The 18,981-nt window shown below is 68.3% G+C and carries 17 protein-coding genes; 9 read left to right on the plus strand and 8 right to left on the minus strand.

Going from position 1 to position 18,981, the window contains the following annotated elements:
- Position 1 precedes the first annotated feature (1 nt).
- From PHQ87_RS00705 to PHQ87_RS00735, 7 genes are all read left to right on the plus strand, one after another.
- Positions 2 to 2,020 carry an acetyl/propionyl/methylcrotonyl-CoA carboxylase subunit alpha gene (locus PHQ87_RS00705; protein WP_300230185.1) on the plus strand — a complete coding sequence of 673 codons (2,019 nt, stop codon included), beginning with the start codon at positions 2 to 4 and terminating at the stop codon, positions 2,018 to 2,020.
- Between the two features lie 37 nt (positions 2,021 to 2,057).
- Entirely contained in the window at positions 2,058 to 2,990 is a 933-nt protein-coding gene (locus PHQ87_RS00710; protein ID WP_300230187.1) for a glyoxylate/hydroxypyruvate reductase A, read from the plus strand.
- A gap of 31 nt (positions 2,991 to 3,021) precedes the next feature.
- Positions 3,022 to 3,948, plus strand: a complete 927-nt coding sequence (locus tag PHQ87_RS00715; RefSeq protein ID WP_300230189.1) for a hydroxymethylglutaryl-CoA lyase — start codon at positions 3,022 to 3,024, stop codon at positions 3,946 to 3,948.
- A 74-nt stretch (positions 3,949 to 4,022) separates the two neighbouring features.
- A complete protein-coding gene (locus PHQ87_RS00720; RefSeq protein WP_300230190.1) occupies positions 4,023 to 4,673 on the plus strand; it encodes a LysE family transporter in 651 nt (216 codons plus the stop codon).
- Between the two features lie 27 nt (positions 4,674 to 4,700).
- Positions 4,701 to 5,231 carry a YbaK/EbsC family protein gene (locus PHQ87_RS00725; protein ID WP_300230192.1) on the plus strand — a complete coding sequence of 177 codons (531 nt, stop codon included), beginning with the start codon at positions 4,701 to 4,703 and terminating at the stop codon, positions 5,229 to 5,231.
- A gap of 13 nt (positions 5,232 to 5,244) precedes the next feature.
- On the plus strand, positions 5,245 to 5,523 hold the full coding sequence (locus PHQ87_RS00730; protein WP_300230194.1) for a DUF1289 domain-containing protein: 279 nt from the start codon (positions 5,245 to 5,247) through the stop codon (positions 5,521 to 5,523).
- 31 nt (positions 5,524 to 5,554) lie between these two features.
- Complete coding sequence (locus PHQ87_RS00735) at positions 5,555 to 6,244, plus strand: 2-hydroxychromene-2-carboxylate isomerase (RefSeq protein WP_300230196.1); 690 nt, start codon at positions 5,555 to 5,557, stop codon at positions 6,242 to 6,244.
- 20 nt (positions 6,245 to 6,264) lie between these two features.
- On the opposite strand, the gene ehuA is transcribed toward PHQ87_RS00735, so the two are convergent.
- From ehuA to ectA, 8 genes are all read right to left on the minus strand, one after another.
- Positions 6,265 to 7,077, minus strand: coding sequence for an ectoine/hydroxyectoine ABC transporter ATP-binding protein EhuA (gene ehuA / locus PHQ87_RS00740; RefSeq protein ID WP_300230198.1), 813 nt, complete (start codon positions 7,075 to 7,077; stop codon positions 6,265 to 6,267).
- On the minus strand, positions 7,074 to 7,745 hold the full coding sequence (ehuD, locus tag PHQ87_RS00745; RefSeq protein ID WP_300230201.1) for an ectoine/hydroxyectoine ABC transporter permease subunit EhuD: 672 nt from the start codon (positions 7,743 to 7,745) through the stop codon (positions 7,074 to 7,076). The genes ehuA and ehuD overlap by 4 nt, the downstream gene beginning before the upstream one ends.
- On the minus strand, positions 7,746 to 8,399 hold the full coding sequence (ehuC, locus tag PHQ87_RS00750) for an ectoine/hydroxyectoine ABC transporter permease subunit EhuC (RefSeq protein ID WP_300230235.1): 654 nt from the start codon (positions 8,397 to 8,399) through the stop codon (positions 7,746 to 7,748).
- A gap of 99 nt (positions 8,400 to 8,498) precedes the next feature.
- Positions 8,499 to 9,365 carry an ectoine/hydroxyectoine ABC transporter substrate-binding protein EhuB gene (ehuB, locus tag PHQ87_RS00755; protein WP_300230203.1) on the minus strand — a complete coding sequence of 289 codons (867 nt, stop codon included), beginning with the start codon at positions 9,363 to 9,365 and terminating at the stop codon, positions 8,499 to 8,501.
- 24 nt (positions 9,366 to 9,389) lie between these two features.
- Positions 9,390 to 10,322, minus strand: coding sequence for an ectoine hydroxylase (gene thpD / locus PHQ87_RS00760; protein ID WP_300230205.1), 933 nt, complete (start codon positions 10,320 to 10,322; stop codon positions 9,390 to 9,392).
- A 20-nt stretch (positions 10,323 to 10,342) separates the two neighbouring features.
- Positions 10,343 to 10,732 carry an ectoine synthase gene (locus PHQ87_RS00765; RefSeq protein WP_300230207.1) on the minus strand — a complete coding sequence of 130 codons (390 nt, stop codon included), beginning with the start codon at positions 10,730 to 10,732 and terminating at the stop codon, positions 10,343 to 10,345.
- Between the two features lie 37 nt (positions 10,733 to 10,769).
- Positions 10,770 to 12,035, minus strand: coding sequence for a diaminobutyrate--2-oxoglutarate transaminase (gene ectB / locus PHQ87_RS00770; RefSeq protein WP_300230209.1), 1,266 nt, complete (start codon positions 12,033 to 12,035; stop codon positions 10,770 to 10,772).
- A 76-nt stretch (positions 12,036 to 12,111) separates the two neighbouring features.
- Entirely contained in the window at positions 12,112 to 12,651 is a 540-nt protein-coding gene (gene ectA / locus PHQ87_RS00775) for a diaminobutyrate acetyltransferase (RefSeq protein ID WP_300230211.1), read from the minus strand.
- 423 nt (positions 12,652 to 13,074) lie between these two features.
- On the opposite strand from ectA, the gene PHQ87_RS00780 reads away from it, so the two are divergent.
- Together PHQ87_RS00780 and uvrA are read left to right on the plus strand one after the other, a co-directional pair.
- Positions 13,075 to 13,512, plus strand: coding sequence for a universal stress protein (locus PHQ87_RS00780; RefSeq protein ID WP_300230213.1), 438 nt, complete (start codon positions 13,075 to 13,077; stop codon positions 13,510 to 13,512).
- 198 nt (positions 13,513 to 13,710) lie between these two features.
- Positions 13,711 to 18,981: excinuclease ABC subunit UvrA (gene uvrA, locus PHQ87_RS00785; RefSeq protein ID WP_300230215.1), on the plus strand; the 5,271-nt coding region annotated here is incomplete at its 3' end.

The raw sequence follows: 18,981 nt of genomic DNA on the forward strand, positions 1-18,981 counted from the left end.
CATGTTCAAGAAAATCCTGATCGCCAACCGCGGTGAAATCGCCTGCCGTGTGGCGGCCACGGCCCGCCGTCTGGGCGTGCGCACGGTGGCCGTGTATTCCGACGCCGATGTCCATGCCAAGCACGTGGCCGCCTGCGACGAGGCGGTGCACATCGGTGGCAGCGCCCCCCGGGACAGCTACCTGCAGTGGGAGCGCATCATCGCCGCGGCCAAGGCCACCGGCGCGCAGGCCATCCATCCGGGCTACGGCTTTCTGAGCGAGAACGAGGCCTTTGCCGAGGCCTGTGCGGCCAACGGCCTGGTGTTCATCGGTCCGTCGGCCGCCAGCATCCAGGCCATGGGCCTGAAGGCCGAGTCCAAGCGCCTGATGGAGCAGGCCGGTGTGCCGCTGGTGCCGGGCTACCACGGTGCCGACCAGGACCCGCACCTGCTCAAGCACGAGGCCGACCGCATCGGTTATCCGGTGCTGATCAAGGCCAGCGCCGGCGGCGGTGGCAAGGGCATGCGTGCGGTCGAGAAGGCCGAGGACTTCGCTGCCGCCCTGGCCAGTTGCCAGCGCGAGGCACGCAACAGCTTTGGCAGCGAAGCGGTGCTGATCGAGAAATACGTGCAGCGCCCGCGCCACATCGAGATCCAGGTCTTCGGTGACACGCACGGCAACTGCGTCTACCTGTTCGAGCGCGACTGCTCGGTGCAGCGGCGCCACCAGAAGGTGCTGGAGGAGGCGCCGGCGCCGGGCATGACGCCCGAGCTGCGCCAGGCCATGGGCCTGGCGGCGGTGGCGGCGGCCAGGGCCGTGAACTATGTGGGTGCCGGCACGGTGGAATTCATCGTCGAGCAGCCGGGCGGTTACGACCATCCCGAGCAGATGCGCTTTTATTTCATGGAAATGAACACGCGCCTGCAGGTCGAGCACCCGGTGACCGAGGCCATCACCGGCCTGGATCTGGTGGAGTGGCAACTGCGGGTGGCCAGCGGCGAGCCGCTGCCGCTGCGGCAGGAGGAGCTGTCGATCCGGGGCCACGCGATCGAGGCGCGCATCTGTGCCGAAAACCCGGACAACGAATTCCTGCCGGCCACCGGTCGGCTCGACGTCTACCGCAAACCGGCCTGCACGGGCTTCACGCCCGGGGCCGTGCGCTTCGACGACGGCGTGCGCGAGGGCGACGCGATCAGTCCCTTCTACGACTCCATGGTCGCCAAGCTGATCGTGCACGGCGACACGCGCGAGCAGGCGCTGGCGCGGCTGGACGCGGCGCTGGCCGACACGCACATCGTGGGCCTGGCGACCAACGTGCAGTTCCTGCGCCATGTGGCGCGCAGCGCGTCGTTCGCGCAGGCCCGGCTCGACACCGCGCTCATCCAGCGCGAAGCGCCGAGCCTGTTCCGGCAGGAGAGCGTCGGCCGCGAGCTGGCCGTGGCGGCGGCCGTGGCGCAGACCCTGGTCCGTGAGCGCGCCGGTGAAACGGCCGATCCGTTCTCGCGCACCGACGGCTGGCGCCCCTTCGGCCTGACGCGGCGCCGCTTCGACTTCGAGTTCCAGGGCGAGGCGCTGACGGTGCAACTGAGCTACCTGGCCGATGGCGCGCTGCACCTGAGCGTGGGCGATCAGGCCGGGCCGCTGGCGTTCCGGCCCTTGCCGGCCGACAGCGGCACGCGGCTGGACCTGCAGTTCCAGGACCGGCGCCTGACGGTGCAGACCTGGCAGCGCGATGAAACCGTGCACGTGTTCAGCGATCTGGGCGCCACGGTGATCACCGAGCTCGATGCGCTCGCCCATGCGGGCGAGACGGCGGCCGAGGGTGGGCGCCTGACCGCGCCGATGCCCGGCAAGGTGGTGTCCTTCGCCGTCCAGGCCGGCGATGCCGTGAAAAAGGGCCAGGCGCTCGCGGTGATGGAAGCGATGAAGATGGAACACACCATCGCGGCGCCCGCCGACGGCACGGTGACCGAGTTGCTGTATGCGCCCGGTGACCAGGTCGTCGAGGGGGCGGAACTGCTCAGGCTTTCGGTGCAGTGACGACGCGCATGGGCCAGGCGCGGTACGCTCGTGTCCCATGAAGATCGCTTTCTGCTGTGCCAATATCAAGGCCGAGCCCTGGCTGCAGGGGCTGGCCGCCGCCTTGCAGGACATCGACGGCGGGGTCGAGGTCAGCGCCTGGGAGCCCGGCGCGCCGCCGGCGGACTACGCCGTGGTCTGGGTGCCGCCGCAGCAGTTCATCGACGAACAGTCGGCGCTCAAGGCCGTGTTCAACATCGGCGCCGGTGTGGACCGCCTGCTGGAGCTGCGCCTGCCGCCGTCCTTGCGTGTCGTGCGGATGGATGACGCGGGCATGGCGGTGCAGATGGCCGAGTACGTGAGCCAGGCGCTGATCCGCCATTTCCGGGGACTGGACCTGTACGAAGCCCGGATGCGCGAGGGCGACTGGAGCTACATCCACCCCCCACGGCGCGAGGATTTTCCCGTCGGTGTGATGGGACTGGGGGTGCTGGGCGAGCGCGTGGCGCGCACGGTGGCGCAGTTCGAATTTCCGGTGCTCGGCTGGAGCCGCTCGCCCAAGGCCATCGAGGGTGTGCGCAGCTTCAGTGGCGCTTCAGGCTTCGACGAATTTCTGGCCGCCACGCGCGTGCTCGTCAACCTGCTGCCGCTGACGCCCGAGACGCAGGGCATCATGAACCGGGGCACGCTCTCGCGCCTGCGTGCGGGCGCCTACGTGATCAACGTGGCGCGCGGCGCGCACCTGGTCGAGGAAGACCTGCTCGCGCTGATCGACGAAGGCCACATTGCCGGCGCCACGCTCGACGTGTTCCGAACCGAGCCACTGCCGGCGGGGCACCCGTTCTGGCAGCACCCGAAGATCACCATCACACCCCATACCTCGGCGCGCACGCTGCGCGACGAAAGCATCGCGCAGATCGCCGGCAAGATCCGTGCGCTCGAACGCGGCGATGCCGTGACCGGCGTCGTCGATACCGCGCGCGGCTACTGAGTGCCGAACGACTTTCAGGAGAACCTCACCGATGAACCCGCACCTCCCCACCCACGTCAAGATCATCGATGTCGGCCCGCGCGACGGCCTGCAGAACGAAAAGCAGCCCGTGTCCGCCGAGGTCAAGATCGGGTTGGTGCACCGCCTGCAGGCCGCCGGCCTGAAGGAGATCGAGGTCACCAGCTATGTGTCGCCCAAGTGGGTGCCGCAGATGGCCGACAACCATGCCGTCATGAGCGGCATCACGCGCCAGCCCGGCGTGCTGTATTCGGTGCTCACGCCCAACCTGAAGGGCTACGAGGCGGCGGCACTGGACAAGCCCGACGAAATCGTCGTTTTCGGCGCCGCCAGCGAGGCCTTCAGCCAGAAGAACATCAACTGCTCGATCGCCGAGAGCATCGAACGCTTCGCGCCCGTGGTCGAGGTGGCGCTGGCGGCCGGCATCCGGGTGCGCGGCGCCATGAGCTGCACGGTCGGCTGTCCCTACGAGGGCGAGGTGGACCCGGAGCGCGTGGCCTATCTGGCCGGTCTCATGAAAGGCATCGGCGTGCAGCGCGTGGACGTCGCCGACACCATCGGCGTGGGCACGCCGCGCCAGGTGCGGGCCGCGTTCGAGGCCGCTCTCCGGCACTTCGACATCGACCACGTGTGCGGGCATTTCCACGACACCTACGGCCAGGCGCTGTCCAATACCCTGGCCGCGCTGGAGCTGGGCGTGTGGAACTTCCAGTCCTCGGTCGCCGGTCTGGGTGGCTGCCCCTACGCCAAGGGCGCCACCGGCAATGTCGCCACGGAAGACGTGGTCTACATGCTGCACGGCATGGGCATTGACACCGGCATCGACCTCGATGCCCTGGTCGATACCGGTGCCTGGATCAGCGAGCAGCTCGGTCGCCCCACGGGATCACGCGTCGGCCGTGCGCTGCTGGCCAAGCGGGCATCGGCGGTCTGCGCCTGAAACCCCGGGCCGGCAAGGCACGGGCGGCGATGGCATCATGACGGCCTGAACATCTTCGTCGTCTTGCCGTCATCATGGATCTGCACGTCTGGCTGGCCTACCTTGCCGCTGCCTGGGTCATCGCCTTGTCGCCGGGCTCGGGTGCCGTGCTGTCGATGACGCACGGACTGGCCTATGGCGTGCGCGCCACCCGTGCCACCATCGCCGGCCTGCAACTGGGGCTGGCGGCGGTCCTGCTCGTGGCCGGTCTGGGCGTGGGCGCGCTGCTGGTGGCCTCGGCCACCGCCTTCACCGTGGTCAAGGTCGTGGGCGCGGTCTATCTCCTCTGGCTGGGCTGGCGGCAGTGGATGGCGCCGGTGCCGCAGGGCGAGGCGCCGAAGCCCGGTCCGGCCGATGCGGTGCCGGCCGGCGTGCCGGACGTGCGCGAGCGCCTGCTGCTGGGTTTTCTCACCAATGTCACCAACCCCAAGGGCATCGTGTTCATGGTGGCCGTGCTGCCCCAGTTCATCGACCCGGCGCGGCCGCTGTGGCGGCAACTGCTCATTCTGCTGGCCACCACCATCGTTACCGACGTCATCGTCATGCACGGCTATGCCTTCCTGGCTTCGCGCGCGCAACGCTGGCTGGCCACGGCGCGCGCCCGGCGGGCCCAGAACCGCGTCTTCGGCGGCGTCCTCATGGCCATGGGGGCCGGCCTGTTCATGGTCAAGCGGGCGGCAGCCTGACGCAACGCGAGCTACCATCACCACCCTATGAGTGACACCGTATCTGTATTTGCCCCTTCCCGGGCCAGTCTGCCGCCGGGCGTGCGCCGGGTGGCCGATGCCCTGGCCGCGCTGGGCCATCCGCATGTCCCGGTCATGCTCGACGACGCGGCGCGCACGGCCCAGCAGGCGGCCGACGCGCTCGGCGTGGCGCTTGGCCAGATCGCCAAGAGCATCATCTTCCGCCGCAAGTCGGACGACCGCGCCGTGCTGGTCATCACCTCCGGCGACCTGCGGGTGGACGAGAAGAAGGTGCAGGCCATCGTCTGCGGCGAAGCGGGTGGCAAGCTGGGTCGGGCGGATGCCGATTTCGTCAAGGCCAAGACGGGCTTCTCGATCGGCGGCGTGTCGCCCCTGGCGCATGCCGAGCCACCGCTGACCCTGATTGACGAGCAATTGTTCCGCTTCGACACGATCTGGGCGGCGGCCGGGCATCCGCACGGCGTGTTCCGGCTGTCGCCCGATGACCTGCGCCGCCTGACGGGCGCGCCGGTGCACGACGTGACGGTTGTGGTCTGAGGGGGCCGGTGCCATGGGTTTGTTCGACAGACTGTTCGGCCGCCGCAGAAGCCCCGCGCCGCCGCGCCCGCGCCCCCTGATCAACCTCGACGATGCGCGCGCACGCCATGTGCCGGGGGAGGTCCCGTCGCCCTGCATTTCGGTATGCCAGATGGACGAGCAGACCGGGCTGTGCCGAGGCTGTTACCGCACGCTCGACGAAATCGCCGATTGGGCGCGCCTGACCGACCGTGAGCGACTGGAGGCCTGGGCGCGGATCGAGGCACGGCAGATGCCGGCGGCGCGGAGCTGACGGGGTGGGCGCAGGACAAGGAGACACGGCGATGGGTCAGCGGCACGTACACGACATCACCTTCTGGTACGACCCGATATCGCCGTATGCCTGGCTGGCCTTCGAACGTCTGCCGCAGACGCTGATGGGACTGAGCGGGCGGGTGCGCTACCGGCCCTTGTTCCTGGGCGGTCTGCTCAAGGCGCGGGGACAACTGGGGCCGGCCGAAATTCCGGACAAGCGGGAGTGGACCTTCCGCCATGCCCAATGGCTGGCGCAGCAGCAGGGGACGGTGCTGGAGCTGCCGGCGGCGCATCCGTTCAATCCCCTGCCGCTGCTGCGGCTGGGGCTGGCCGCCGCGAGCAGCCCGCTGCCGGGCGACACCAGCCGCTACGTGACCGGGCTGCTGTTTCGCCACGTCTGGGAGGGCGGCGCCGATGCGGCATCACCCGAGCGCCTGCAGGGCCTGGAGCGGCTGCTGCGCGACCACGTGGCCGAGCGGGGCGGCGAATGGCCGGGTGCCGACAGCGAGCCGGTTCGCGCGCAGTTGCGCGCCAACACCGATGAGGCCATGGCCGCTGGCGTGTTCGGCACGCCCGCCATGGTGGTCGATGGCCGGGTCTTCTGGGGACTGGATGCCCTGCCCATGCTGCGCGACGCGCTCGACGGCGGCGCCTGGTTCCAGGGCGAGGGCTGGGCCGCGGCGGCGCGCCTGCCCGGCGCGGCCCAGTCCCGGGCCTGACCGGCACCCCCGCGGGACGCTCAGACCGCTTCCATCACCGCGCGCAGGAACTGCTGCGTGCGGGCCTCGCGGGGCTGGGCGAAGAAGGCCTCGGCAGGCCCCTGTTCCAGGATGCGGCCCTGATCGAAGAAGCACACGCGGTCGGCGAACTCGCGCGCAAATCCCATCTGGTGCGTGACCATGAGCATGGTCAGCCGATGTTCGCGGCCCAGCGTCCGGATCACGCTGAGCACCTCGCCGCACAGTTCGGGGTCCAGCGCCGAGGTCACCTCGTCGAACAGCATCACCTTGGGGCGCATGGCCAGGGCCCGTGCGATGGCCACGCGCTGCTGTTGGCCGCCCGAAAGTTGCGAGGGATAGTGATCGAGCTTGTCGCCCAGGCCCACCATCGACAGCAACTCGCCCGCGCGCTCGCGCGCCTCGTCCCGGCTCAAACCCAGGACGGTGATGGGCGCCTCCATGCAGTTCTTCAGCGCCGTCATGTGGGGAAACAGGTTGAAGTGCTGGAACACCATGCCGATGTGGCCGCGCATCCGCCGCAGATGCTGGGGGTCGGCGCGCACCAGCGCACCTCCCCGCTCCATGTGCGTCAATGGCTCGCCATCCACCCAGATGGTGCCATCGTCGATGGTCTCCAGTGTCATGAGCATGCGCAGCACGGTGGTTTTGCCCGATCCGGAGGGCCCGATGATGGCAACCTTTTCGTGTGCGGCCACATCGAGGTCGAGCGAGTCGAGCACGACCAGGTCGCCGTAGCGCTTGGTCACGCCGGCAAAGCGCACCATGGGTGGTGCGTCCTCGGCCCCGGGCGTCGTGTCGTTCCTGTTGTTCATGTGCGCCTCCCCGCGCGCGGTTGCAGTGCCTTTTCCACCTGCCGGATCAGTGCCGCCGAAACGAGGCTGAAGGCCAGAAAAAACAGGCCCACCAGCGTGATGGGCTCGGTGTACTGGAAGCTCTCGGAGCCCAGGATCTTGGCGGTCTGCATCAGTTCCAGCACCGCGATCACCGACAGCAGGGGCGTTTCCTTGAACAGGGCCACCAGGTAGTTGCCCAGTGCCGGCACGATGGGCGGAATGGCCTGCGGCAGGATCACGCGGCGGAAGGTGACCCAGGGCGAGAGGTTGAGCGCGATGGCCGCTTCCCACTGCCCCCGGGGCACGTTGTCCAGCCCGGCACGGTACACCTCGGCACAGTAGGCACCGTAGTGCAGGCCCAGGGCCAGCACGCCCGTCGGCATGGCGTCGAGCGTGATGCCGAACTCGGGCATCACGTAGTACAGGAAGAAGATCTGGATCAGCAAGGGAGTGGAACGCAGAAACTCCACCACCCCCGTGACCGACCAGCGCAGCCATGCCGGACCGGTCATGCGACCCACGGCGAACAGCAGGCCCACCACCAGCGCCAGCAAGAAGCCAGCCAGGGTGGCCTGCAGCGTCACCACCGACGCTTCGGCCAGGATGGGCAGCACTTCCCAGGCGTAGTCCCAGTCCCAGATCTTCATTCAGGCCACCTTGCCCCGGCGCAGGCCACGGGAGGCGCGCCGCTCCAGCGAGCGCATGCCGGCGGTGATGAGCAGGGACATCGCCAGGTACACCAGCAGCACGGAGCCGAATATCTCCACGGTGCGCAGCGTGTTCTGGTTGAGCTGCTGGGCCTTGAAGGCCAGGTCGGACAGCGTGATGAGCGAGACCAGTGAGGTGGCCTTGAGCAGCTCGATCAACAGGTTGCCCCAGGGGGGAATCATGGCCACGAAGGCCTGAGGCAGCACGATGCGGCGCAGTGTCTGGGCGCGGCTCAGGTTCAGTGCGGCGGCGGCCTCCCACTGCCCCTGGGCCACCGAACCGATGGCCCCACGCACCACTTCGGCCCCGTAGGCACCCACGTTCAGGCCCAGCGCCATGATGCCGACGGCCATGGGCGCGAGCGTGATGCCGAAGTGTGGCAGAACGAAGAACAGCCAGAACAGTTGCACCAGCGCCGAGGTGCCGCGAAAGGTTTCGATGTAGGCGAAGGCGAGCCAGCGCAGCGGCGCGGGGCCGTACAACCGGGTCAGGCCGGCCAGCAGTGCCATCGCCAGCGCGAACAGCGACCCGCCCAGGGCCACCACCGCCGTGACCTGGGCGCCGCGCAACAGCTCGGGTATCAGATCACCCAGCGGGGTCAGGCTGGCCACGTACAGGCCGGCCGCGAAGGCCAGGGTGCCTGCCACGAGGGCCAGCGTCAGTTTGGGGGGCATCGCCACGGCGGCTCCGTCTTACTCGCCGGCGCAGTGCTGATCGGCCGTTTTTTCGGGCAGGTTGGATTCGTCGAAGCCGAATTCCTTGACCATCGCCAAGTGCTCGGGCGTGCCGATGAACCGGGCCAGCTCGGCATTGACTGCGTCGCGCAGCGCGGTGTCGTCGGGCCGGAAGGCGAATGAGCCTTCGCCGCGGTAGCTCTTGCCCTCGTGCTCGAAGGTGAAGGGCTTGGCGCGCTCGATGGCGTCGTCCTTGCTGGCGAGGTCTTGCGCCGTCAACGAGGTGAACGCGGCCGCGGCGGTGCGGCCGGACTTCACATTGGCCACCGCCGCGGCGAAGTCGGGCACGATGACCTGCTGGTCCCACTTCATGCCGGCCATGCGGCCATGCTCGATCTCGGCCGTGCCGGCAACGAAGGCGATCTTGGCGCCTTTCTTCGCCGCGTCGTCGTAGGTGTCGATGCCCTCCGGATTGCCTTTCTTCACCACCAGTGCTTCGCCGATACCGTAGGTGGGGTTGGCGAAGATGACCTGCTTGCAGCGAGTGGGTGTGATGTACATCGAGGCCACGATGGCATCGAAGCGGCCGGCACGCAGTCCTGGGATCAACGCGCCCCATTCGGTGAGAACGCCGTCCACTTCTTTCACGCCCAGCTTCTGCATGATGTGGCGAAACACGGTGGGCGACTCGCCGGTGAGTTGGCCCGAGGCCGTCGCGAACGAGTAGGGTGACTCGTTGGCAAAGCCGACGCGGATGTAACCCTGCTCGCGCAGCTTGTCCAGCGTGGTCTGCGCCTGTGCCATGCCGGTACCCAGCAGGGCACAGGCGCCGGCCAGCGCCACCAGGGCGCGACGCAGGGGGGATGTTTGCGGTGTGACTTTCATGGCTATGACTCCTCGGTGGTGGTATCAGCGGGGCGCGGGGTACGGCAGGGGGGTGAAGTCCTGTCGCTCGGCGATGAAGTTGGGGCGCGGGGCCAGGCCACAGAAGGGGGCCACCGGGGTGTTGTCCACGCTGTTGTAGACAATGAAAATGTTGCTGCGCGGCAGGGGCGTGATGTTCGAGTTCGAACCGTGCATGATGTTGCACTCGAAGAAGGTCACGGCGCCGGCCAGCCCCGTGGGGGCTGTGATGCCGAAGTCGTTGACCAGCTGGGTCAGGCTGTCGTCGTCGGGTACGCCCACTTCCTGGCGACGCAGCGAATCCCTGTAGTGCTGCTCGGGCGTTGCGCCCACGCATGAAATGTAGCGCTGGTGCGAGCCCGGGATGAGCATCAGTGGCCCGTTGTGCGGGGTGTTGGCGGTCAGGCTGATCGAGCAGCTGACCATGCGCATGGCCGGAACGCCGTCCTCGACGTGCCAGGTCTCGAAGTCGGAGTGCCAGTAGAACTCCTTGCCCCGGAATCCCCCTTTGTAGTTGACGCGTGACTGGTGGATGTAGACATCGCCGCCGAGCAACTGACGTGCGATTGCCACCAGCCTGGGGTGTTGGCTCAGCCGGTGCAGGACCTCGCTGGAGCGGTGCACGGCAAAGATCGAGCGCAGTTCGCGGCTGTCGGGCTCAATCACCGCTTCATCCATGCGCTTGGTGGCCTCGTCATGGCGCAGCCGGTGCAGTTCCTGCAGGGCGGCGCTGATGTCGGCTTCGTCCAGCAATGCGTCGAAGCTGAGGTAGCCGTTGTCTTCGTAGAACAGCAACTGGTGCTGTGTCAGCGGTCCTTCGCCGGTCTTGCCGTGAACCACCGGATCCTGACGCGGGCTGATTTGCGCCACCGGTGCGTGGCGCGAAGGGTAGCGGTCGTCCGCCCGGACGTGGGCGGTGTGGGCGGTGCTTTGCATCATGGTCGGGGCCCTCCTTGTCTTCAGTCGCTCAGCGCGTACGCGCCAGTCTCGTCGTGCACCTCGCGTCCGGTCAGCGGCGGGTTGAACACGCACACCATGCGCATGTGCGTGCCCTTGTTGGCGCGCAGGATGTGGTGGTCGTGTTGGTTGAGCGCGTAGATGGTGCCCACGCTGATCGGGTGGGTGACGCCGGTGGCCAGGTCGGTGATCTCGCCCGCGCCTTCGATGCAGTACACGGTCTCCAGGTGGTTGCGGTATTGCATTTCCAGCTCGGCACCCGGCTTGATGATGGTGTCGTTGACCGAGTAGCCCATGCCCGCGTCCTTGTAGATCAGGCGGCGGCTGGTCCAGCCCTCCGTATCGACGTCGGCGGCCGTGCCCAGGATGTCATTGAGATGTTTGACGATCATGTGAGAGTTCCTTGTTGAATGGGGGTGGCGGGCGGGTTCAGGCAGCCTGGCGCAGCCCCTGGCTCAGGGCCGCGCGCAGACCCTGATCGATGATGTCGAGCCCATGTGCGAGCTCGTCTTCCCGGATGGTCAGACTGGGCAGCAGCTTGAGCACCTGGTCTTCGATGCCGGCGGTTTCAATCACCAGACCGCGCTCGAAGCAGGCCTGCGAGATGCGGGACGCCAGCGACGTGTCTGCAAACTCGACGCCGTGGATCAGGCCTCTGCCGCGCACGCTGCCTTCGACACCGTGCTGGTGCAGCATGCGTTCAAGATGCGTCTGCACCAGGGCGCACTTGCGATCGACTGCCTCCTGCAGTCCGGTATCGCGCCAGTACCCCAGCGCCGCCGTGGCCGTGACAAAGGCGGGGCAGTTCCCGCGGAAGGTGCCGTTGTGCTCGCCGGGTGCCCATTGGTCCAGATCGGGCCGGATCAGCACCAGCGCCAGTGGCAGGCCGTAGCCCGAGAGTGATTTGGACAGCGTGACGATGTCCGGCACGATGCCGGCTTCCTCGAAGCTGAAGAAGTGCCCCGTGCGTCCGCAGCCCACCTGGATGTCGTCGACGATGAGCACGATGCCGTGGCGTTGCGTGACCTCGCGCAGCCGGCGCAGCCAGTCGGCACTGGCGACGTTGACGCCACCCTCGGCCTGCACGGTTTCGACGATCACGGCAGCCGGCAGCTCGGTGCCGCTGCCGTTGTCCAGCAGCACGGACTCCAGGTAGTCCAGCGTGTCCGTGTTCTCGCCCATGTAGCCATCGAACGGCATGAAGGCCGCGTGGGTCAGCGGAATGCCGGCGCCGGCGCGCTTGAAGCCGTTGCCGGTGACCGACAGCGAGCCCAGCGACATGCCGTGGAAGGCGTTGGTGAAGCTCACCACCGTTTCACGGCCGGTGACCTTGCGGGCCAGCTTCAGGGCCGCTTCGACGGCATTGGTGCCGGTGGGGCCGGGAAACTGCAGCTTGTAGGTCAGTTGGCGCGGTGCGAGGATGGTTTGCTGGAAGCCCTCGATGAAGGCGGCCTTGGCCTCGCTGTACATGTCCAGCGTGTGCGTGATGCCGTCGCGCATCAGGTAAGCCAGCAGGGCCTGCTTGAGGCGATCGGGATTGTGGCCGTAGTTCAGCACGCCGGCACCGCTGAAGAAATCCAGGTAGCGGCGGCCGTTGGTGTCGGTCATCCAGGCGCCTTTGGCCGATGCGAACACCGTCGGAAAGCTGCGGCAATAGCCACGCACCTCTGATTCGTGCTGTTCGAAAATATTCATGAAAACTCCTCTCCTTTCTCGGGGCATGGGGACGTGCGCAGGCGTGCGGTGCACGCCGGCTCTGCGGGGCAACCCCTCAGCGGGGGTGACCGGGCTCGTCCCGGGGAATCGGTCCGATCCGCAGCAGCGGCTCGGCCGGGTGATCGACAGGAAACAGGTCGGGTGTGAAGTGCGGCTGCACGGCCAGAGGGGCACACAGCCGGCGGGCCAGGGCGCCGAAGAGCGCACGCGAAGCACGGTTGTCCGGATCGACCGTGGCGGTGATCCAGCGCGCATCCCGGTTGGCCGGCAGCTGGTGCCAGGCCTCAAGCATCTGCAGACCCAGCCCTTGGCCGCGGTAGGCGGGCAGTACGCCCACCTGCCACACGAAGGCCGCCTCAGGCTCGCGCGGAGACCGGTAGCCGATCACGGCGCCGGCGGGCTGGCCCTGATACCGGGCCAGCAAACAGGTGTCGCCGAAGTCGGTGGCCATCAGCAGGTACAGGTACGGGGAGTTCAGCTCCAGTGTGCCGGTGGCCTGCACCAGGCGCCACAGCGTGGCGCCATCGGACGTACGAGCGGGTCGGAAATCGAAGGAAAGCGAAGATGCGGGTGCGCCTGTGCCTGAAAGGGTCATGCCATGGGTTGTTTGTGGGGAAGCGTGGCTCCGCACGAGCGGAACTGCTTCTGGCGAACGGTCATGTGCGCCGAAACGGCTTGCCGCATGACCGGTCGGCCCCTCGAAGGGGACCTACAAAAAAACTCAAGCGACCCAGCAGGCCGTTGAACGAAGCAGGCGCGACCGGTGTCCGTAAGACGGGCCGCTGGCCTGCAGAGCCAAGTCGAAAAAATCCGCTTGGTCTTTTTTCAGTGTAACCGCATGGCATGGCCGGCGCAAGCGCGATGGCGCCCGGTTGCCCTTGACACGTCGCAAGCCGGCCGGGCGGTGACTGCGCTAGGATGCAGGTTCCGATGCGCCGGTGGAGCGTTGTGTGCAGGGCACCTTGCGGGGTTCGCTGGCGCGCCACCGATGCCCTAATGACTTAGCAGGAGATCGATCATGTTCAAGAAAATCCTCGTCCCGACCGATGGCTCCGAACTGGCCGCATCGGCCGCCACCATGGCTGCCCAGCTGGCCCAGAGCCAGGGCGCCGAAGTGGTGGGCGTGTACGTGATCGACCCGTTTCCCTACATCGGTATTGGTGATGCTTCGGCGGTTGGTCTGCAGGCCTACCTGTCCGAGGCCAAGCTGGCAGCCAGCGAGGCGCTGGATGCCATCAGCAAAGCGTGCGCGGCTGCAGGCGTGCGTTTCTCTGGCGACACCATCGAACGCAACGTGGTCTATGAAGGCATCCTCGATACCGCCAAGGCCGAGGGTTGCGACCTTATCGTCATGGCCTCGCACGGGCGCAAGGGCGTCACGGCGCTGATCCTGGGCAGCGTCGCGCAGAAAGTGCTGACACATTCGCCGATCCCCGTGCTCATCGCCAAGGGCTGAAGGGGCTGCCCCGGCAGAGGGCAGGCGCCGGCCGCCGTGCGGTCGGCGCAGATCATGGGGGCATCGCGAAAGTCCCCTTCAGGGCACGACGGCGCTCCGTAGAATGGCAGGCTGCCTGTCTGGAGCCGCTGCCCTATGCCTGCTGATGTGCCACCCCCGTCCCCCGGCGCCCGCGCCCAAGATGACGCCAGCCCGCCGGTGACCGGCAAACATGCCCAGGTGGCCGGAGAAGGGGTGGGCTTCATCCGCATCCGGGGTGCCCGCCAGCACAACCTCAAGAACCTCGACCTGGACATCCGCACCGGCGAGTTGACGGTGGTGACGGGCCCGAGCGGCTCGGGCAAATCGAGCCTGGTGTTCGACACCCTGTTCGCCGAGGGTCAGCGGCGCTATGTGGAGACCTTCAGCGCCTACGCGCGCCAGTTCCTGGACCGCATGGACAAGCCGGCCGTGGACCGCGTGGAAGGGGTGCCACCGGCCATCGCGATCGACCAGACCAACCCGGTGCGCTCTTCGCGCTCCACGGTCGGCACGATGACCGAGTTGAACGATCACCTGAAGCTGCTGTTTGCGCGCGGTGCCCGGTTGTTCGACCGCGACACTGCCCTGCCGGTGCGGCACGACTCGCCCGAGACGATCTGCGCCGAGCTGCAGCGGCGGGCGGCTGAGCAGGGGGACCCCAGGCTGGTCGTGACCTTCCCGGTCGAACTGCCGGCCAGCGCCACGCCCGAGGAGGTCGAACAATGGCTCTCGGCCAGCGGCTACACGCGCGTGCAGGCCGAGCGCATTGTGCGGCGTGAGGCGCAGACCGTCGAGGCGCAGCCGGCGAAAGGCCGCAAGGCCAAGCCGGTGCCCGCGCAGGAGGTTCGTGTGCTTGATGTGGTGGCTGACCGATTCCGCCTGTCGAGCGCCGAGCCGGCGCGCGTGATGGAGGCGATCGAGGTCGGCCTCAAGCGTGGCAGCGGCAAGCTGATGGTGTACGCGCTGCGCGAGGAGGGCGAGCCCGACATCTGGCGTTTTTCGACGGGCCTGCATTGCCCCGAGAGCGACATCCGCTACGCCGACCCGGTGCCGTCGATGTTCTCGTTCAACTCGGCAGTGGGTGCCTGTGAGGCCTGCCGGGGGTTTGGCCGGGTCATCGGCGTCGATTACGGGCTGGTGATCCCGGACGAGCGACTGAGTCTGCGCAACGGGGCGGTGAAGGTGTTCCAGACGCCGGCCTGGAAGGAGTGCCAGGACGACCTGATGCGGCACGCCGAGGCGGCGGGCATTCCGCGTGATACGCCGTGGAACAAGCTGACGCCCGAGCAGCAGCACTGGGTGAAGTCCGGCTCGCCGAACTGGAACGGCAAGTGGAACCAGCAGTGGTACGGCATCGCCCGCTTCTTCGAGTACCTGGAGAGCAAGGCGTACAAGATGCACATCCGGGTGCTGCTGTCCAAGTACCGCAGTTACACCGAGTGTCCGGTGTGCGCGGGCGCACGGCTCAAGGGCGACAGCCTGCTGTGGCGCATCGGCACCAAGGCCCAGGCCGACGCCGTGCTGCCACCGGAGCGTCGCCACATGCCGCAGGGCGTGGCATGGACGCGCGCGCGGCTGGAGGCGCTGCCCGGCCTGTGCCTGCACGACCTGATGCTGATGCCGTTGTCGGATCTGCGGCGGTTTTTTGATTCGCTGACCGATTCCCTGGCACTGGCGAGGTCCGATTCACCGGGGGGTGAGCCGTATGAGGAACCCGGCGTGAGCCCTGCCGGACCAGCGAGTCCCCAGGAGCCTGCCAGGCCCACTGGCGAACAGCAGGCCCTCAAGCTGCTGTTCGACGAAATCAACACCCGCCTGCGCTACCTCTGCGAGGTCGGCATCGGCTACCTCACGCTGGATCGCCAGAGCCGCACCCTCAGCGGCGGCGAAGTGCAGCGCATCAACCTGACCACCGCGCTCGGCACCTCGCTGGTCAACACCCTGTTCGTGCTCGACGAGCCCAGCATCGGCCTGCACCCGCGCGACATGGCGCGCATCAACGACGCCATGCTGCGCCTGCGTGACGCCGGCAACACCCTGGTGGTGGTCGAACACGACCCGGCCGTCATGCTCGCTGCCGACCGTCTCATCGACATGGGGCCCGGCCCCGGCGAGCGCGGCGGACAGATCGTGTTCGACGGCACGCCCGCAGCCATCCGCCAGGCCGACACCCTCACCGGCGCCTACCTCGGCGCGCGCAAGCAGGTCGGCATGGGTTTCAAGCGCATGGTCACCGACAGCACGCCGCGCCTCATCCTCGAAGGCGCGCGCGAGCACAACCTGCAGCACATCGACGTCGAGATCCCGCTGCAGCGCCTGGTCGTCGTCACCGGCGTCTCGGGCTCGGGCAAGTCCACGCTGATCCAGGATGTGCTGGCGCCCGCTTTGCTGCGTCACTTCGGCAAGGCCACCGAGTCGCCAGGCGCGCACGACCGCCTGCTGGGTGCCGATCACCTGAGTGACGTGGTCTATGTCGACCAGTCACCCATCGGCAAGACGGCACGCTCCAATCCGGTCAGCTACGTTGGCGCCTGGGATGCGATCCGTGCCCTGTTCGCCGATGCGCCGCTGGCACGCCAGCGCGGCTACACCGCCGCCAAGTTCAGCTTCAACAGCGGTGACGGGCGCTGCCCGACCTGCGGCGGATCGGGTTTCGAGCACGTCGAGATGCAGTTCCTCTCCGATGTGTACCTGCGCTGCCCCGACTGCGACGGCAAGCGCTACCGGGCCGAGGTGCTGGAGGTGCGCATCGAGCGCGGCGGCCGCCTCATGACGGTGGCCGAGGTGCTGGCGCTGACGGTGAGCGAGGCGGCGCAACTGTTCAAGGCCGACCGAGAGGTGATCCGCGCCCTGCAGCCGATCGTGGACGTGGGGCTGGAATACGTGCGCCTGGGCCAGCCGGTGCCCACGCTGTCCGGTGGCGAGGCACAGCGCCTGAAGCTTGCGGGTTTTCTGGCCGAGGCCGCCCGCAGCGCCGCCAAGGGGCCGCGCAGCCAGCCGCTGGCGCGCAAGGGCACGCTGTTCTTGTTCGACGAGCCGACCACCGGCCTGCATTTCGACGACATCGCCAAGCTGATGCGCTCCTTGCGCAAGCTGCTGGAGGCGGGCCATTCGCTGATCGTGATCGAGCACAACCTCGACGTGATCCGCAGCGCCGACTGGCTGATCGACCTCGGGCCCGAGGGTGGCTCGGGCGGCGGCCGCATCGTGGCCGAAGGGCCTCCCGAGGAGGTGCGCAAGCACCCCGCCAGCCACACGGCGCAGGCGCTGCGCGACTATGCGCAGGTGATGGGGGAGTCTTTGGTGGCGCGGGAGTCTGGGGCTTTGTCTTGGGTGCTCGCTGCCGGGGATGGGGGGCTGCCGGGCTCCTCATACGCTCTCGCCAAATCGTCGCCCGGCAGCCCCCCATCCCCGGCGAACCCTCGTCGATCCAACATCGCGGGCATGCCAGTGTCCGCCAAGGGGCGGGGGGCGCCGGGCGACGATTTGGGCTTGCCGTATGAGGAGCCCGGCGCCCCCCGCCCCTTGGCAGCGCCTGCCCATAAAAACGCGATCCGCATCGTCAACGCCAAGGAACACAACCTCAAGAACCTCAGCGTCGACATCCCGCGCGGCCAGTTCAACGTCATCTCCGGCGTCAGCGGTTCGGGCAAGTCCACGCTGGCCTTCGACATTTTGTTCAACGAAGGCCAGCGCCGCTACCTCGAAAGCCTCAACGCCTACGCGCGCTCCATCGTGCAGCCCGCCGGCCGGCCCGAGGTCGATGCGGTGTACGGCATCCCGCCCACCGTCGCCATCGAGCAGCGCCTGAGCCGCGGCGGCCGCAAATCGACCGTCGGCACCACCACGGAGGTCTGGCACTTCCTGCGCCTGCTCTACGTCAAGCTCGGCACCCAGCACTGCGTGCACGACGGTGCCGCCGTGCAGCCGCAAAGCCCCGACAGCATCGTCGCGGCCATTCTCACACGCTACCGCGGTCGCCACATCGGCCTGCTGGCGCCCCTGGTCGTCAACCGCAAGGGTGTCTATACGGAACTGGCCGACTGGGCGCGCCCGCGCGGCTACACGCATCTGCGCGTGGATGGCGAGTTTCTGCCGACCAGCGACTTCCCGCGTATCGACCGCTTCAAGGAACACACCATCGAGCTGCCCGTGGCCGACGGTCTGATCGACCCGGCCAACGAGGCCTGGCTGCGCGGCCAGCTTGCCAAGGCGCTGGAGATCGGCAAGGGCACGGTGCATGTGCTGGCCCCGCTCGACGGGTTGGCGCAGGCACTGGCCGAAGGCCGCTCGACCCAGGGCCTGGGGTCGCTGGAGGTGTTCTCCACCATGCGGGCCTGTCCCGCCTGCGGCACCAGCTACCCGGAGCTCGATCCGCGCCTGTTCTCCTACAACAGCAAGCACGGCTGGTGTCCGGACTGCGTGGGCACGGGCGTTCGGCTCACGCGCGAACAGCGCAAGGCACTCGACGATTCCGTGCGCGATGACGACCAGCGCGGGCGCGAGCAGAGCTTCGCCGAGCCCGAGGTGGACGGCCTGGTGGACGAGGCGTGCCCCAGTTGCGCGGGTACGCGCCTGAACGCGCAGGCGCGGGCCGTGCGATTCGGCGGCACGTCGATCACCGACATCGCCCGCCTCTCGGTCAGCGAAGTCCGACAGTGGGTCCGCGCCATGATGGGTGTTGACGGTGCGAATGACGATCCGGCGCCGGGCCGCCCCAAGCCGGATCAGCCCCCCCGGGGGGCAGCGACCCGCGAAGCGGCGGAGCGTGGGGGCAACGATCCGGCGCCGGGCCGCCCCCAGCCGGATCAGCCCCCCCGGGGGGCAGCGACCCGCGAAGCGGCGGAGCGTGGGGGCAACGATCCGGCGCCGGGCCGCCCCCAGCCGGATCAGCCCCCCCGGGGGGCAGCGACCCGCGTCAGCGGCGGAGCGTGGGGGCCTTTGTCCCGGCGCGAGGCCGATATCGCGCGCGACCTGCTGCCCGAGATCGAAAGCCGCCTGGCCTTCCTCGAAGACGTCGGGCTGGGTTACCTGACGCTGGACCGCGGCGCGCCGACCCTCTCGGGCGGCGAGGCGCAGCGCATCCGGCTGGCGGCGCAGCTCGGCAGCCATCTGCAGGGTGTGTGCTACGTGCTGGACGAGCCGACCATCGGCCTGCATCCGCGCGACAACCAGATCCTGCTGGACGCCCTGCACAAGCTGGGCGACATGGGCAACACGCTGGTGGTGGTGGAGCACGACGAGGACACGATCCGCCGCGCCGACCACATCATCGACATCGGCCCGAGCGCGGGCAAGCGCGGCGGCCGCGTGGTGGCGCAGGGCTCGGTGGCCGACCTTTCGGCGTCCGCGGATTCGCTGACCGGGCGCTATCTGCTGCACGCGATGAAGCATCCGCTGCAGGCACGGCGGCCTGTCTTGGCTTCCTCTTCCGCAACGGGGGATGGG

It is taken from the genome of Hydrogenophaga sp. (genome assembly GCF_028698005.1).
Lineage (GTDB): Bacteria > Pseudomonadota > Gammaproteobacteria > Burkholderiales > Burkholderiaceae_C > Hydrogenophaga.

What these genes read in the sequence shown, in the direction of transcription:
- PHQ87_RS00705 (WP_300230185.1), top strand. Translation starts at nt 2, where the DNA reads ATGTTCAAGAAAATCCTGATCGCCAACCGCGGTGAAATCGCCTGCCGT.
- PHQ87_RS00710 (WP_300230187.1), top strand. Translation starts at nt 2,058, where the DNA reads ATGAAGATCGCTTTCTGCTGTGCCAATATCAAGGCCGAGCCCTGGCTG.
- PHQ87_RS00715 (WP_300230189.1), top strand. Translation starts at nt 3,022, where the DNA reads ATGAACCCGCACCTCCCCACCCACGTCAAGATCATCGATGTCGGCCCG.
- PHQ87_RS00720 (WP_300230190.1), top strand. Translation starts at nt 4,023, where the DNA reads ATGGATCTGCACGTCTGGCTGGCCTACCTTGCCGCTGCCTGGGTCATC.
- PHQ87_RS00725 (WP_300230192.1), top strand. Translation starts at nt 4,701, where the DNA reads ATGAGTGACACCGTATCTGTATTTGCCCCTTCCCGGGCCAGTCTGCCG.
- PHQ87_RS00730 (WP_300230194.1), top strand. Translation starts at nt 5,245, where the DNA reads ATGGGTTTGTTCGACAGACTGTTCGGCCGCCGCAGAAGCCCCGCGCCG.
- PHQ87_RS00735 (WP_300230196.1), top strand. Translation starts at nt 5,555, where the DNA reads ATGGGTCAGCGGCACGTACACGACATCACCTTCTGGTACGACCCGATA.
- ehuA (WP_300230198.1), bottom strand. Translation starts at nt 7,077, where the DNA reads ATGAACAACAGGAACGACACGACGCCCGGGGCCGAGGACGCACCACCC.
- ehuD (WP_300230201.1), bottom strand. Translation starts at nt 7,745, where the DNA reads ATGAAGATCTGGGACTGGGACTACGCCTGGGAAGTGCTGCCCATCCTG.
- ehuB (WP_300230203.1), bottom strand. Translation starts at nt 9,365, where the DNA reads ATGAAAGTCACACCGCAAACATCCCCCCTGCGTCGCGCCCTGGTGGCG.
- thpD (WP_300230205.1), bottom strand. Translation starts at nt 10,322, where the DNA reads ATGATGCAAAGCACCGCCCACACCGCCCACGTCCGGGCGGACGACCGC.
- PHQ87_RS00765 (WP_300230207.1), bottom strand. Translation starts at nt 10,732, where the DNA reads ATGATCGTCAAACATCTCAATGACATCCTGGGCACGGCCGCCGACGTC.
- ectB (WP_300230209.1), bottom strand. Translation starts at nt 12,035, where the DNA reads ATGAATATTTTCGAACAGCACGAATCAGAGGTGCGTGGCTATTGCCGC.
- ectA (WP_300230211.1), bottom strand. Translation starts at nt 12,651, where the DNA reads ATGACCCTTTCAGGCACAGGCGCACCCGCATCTTCGCTTTCCTTCGAT.
- PHQ87_RS00780 (WP_300230213.1), top strand. Translation starts at nt 13,075, where the DNA reads ATGTTCAAGAAAATCCTCGTCCCGACCGATGGCTCCGAACTGGCCGCA.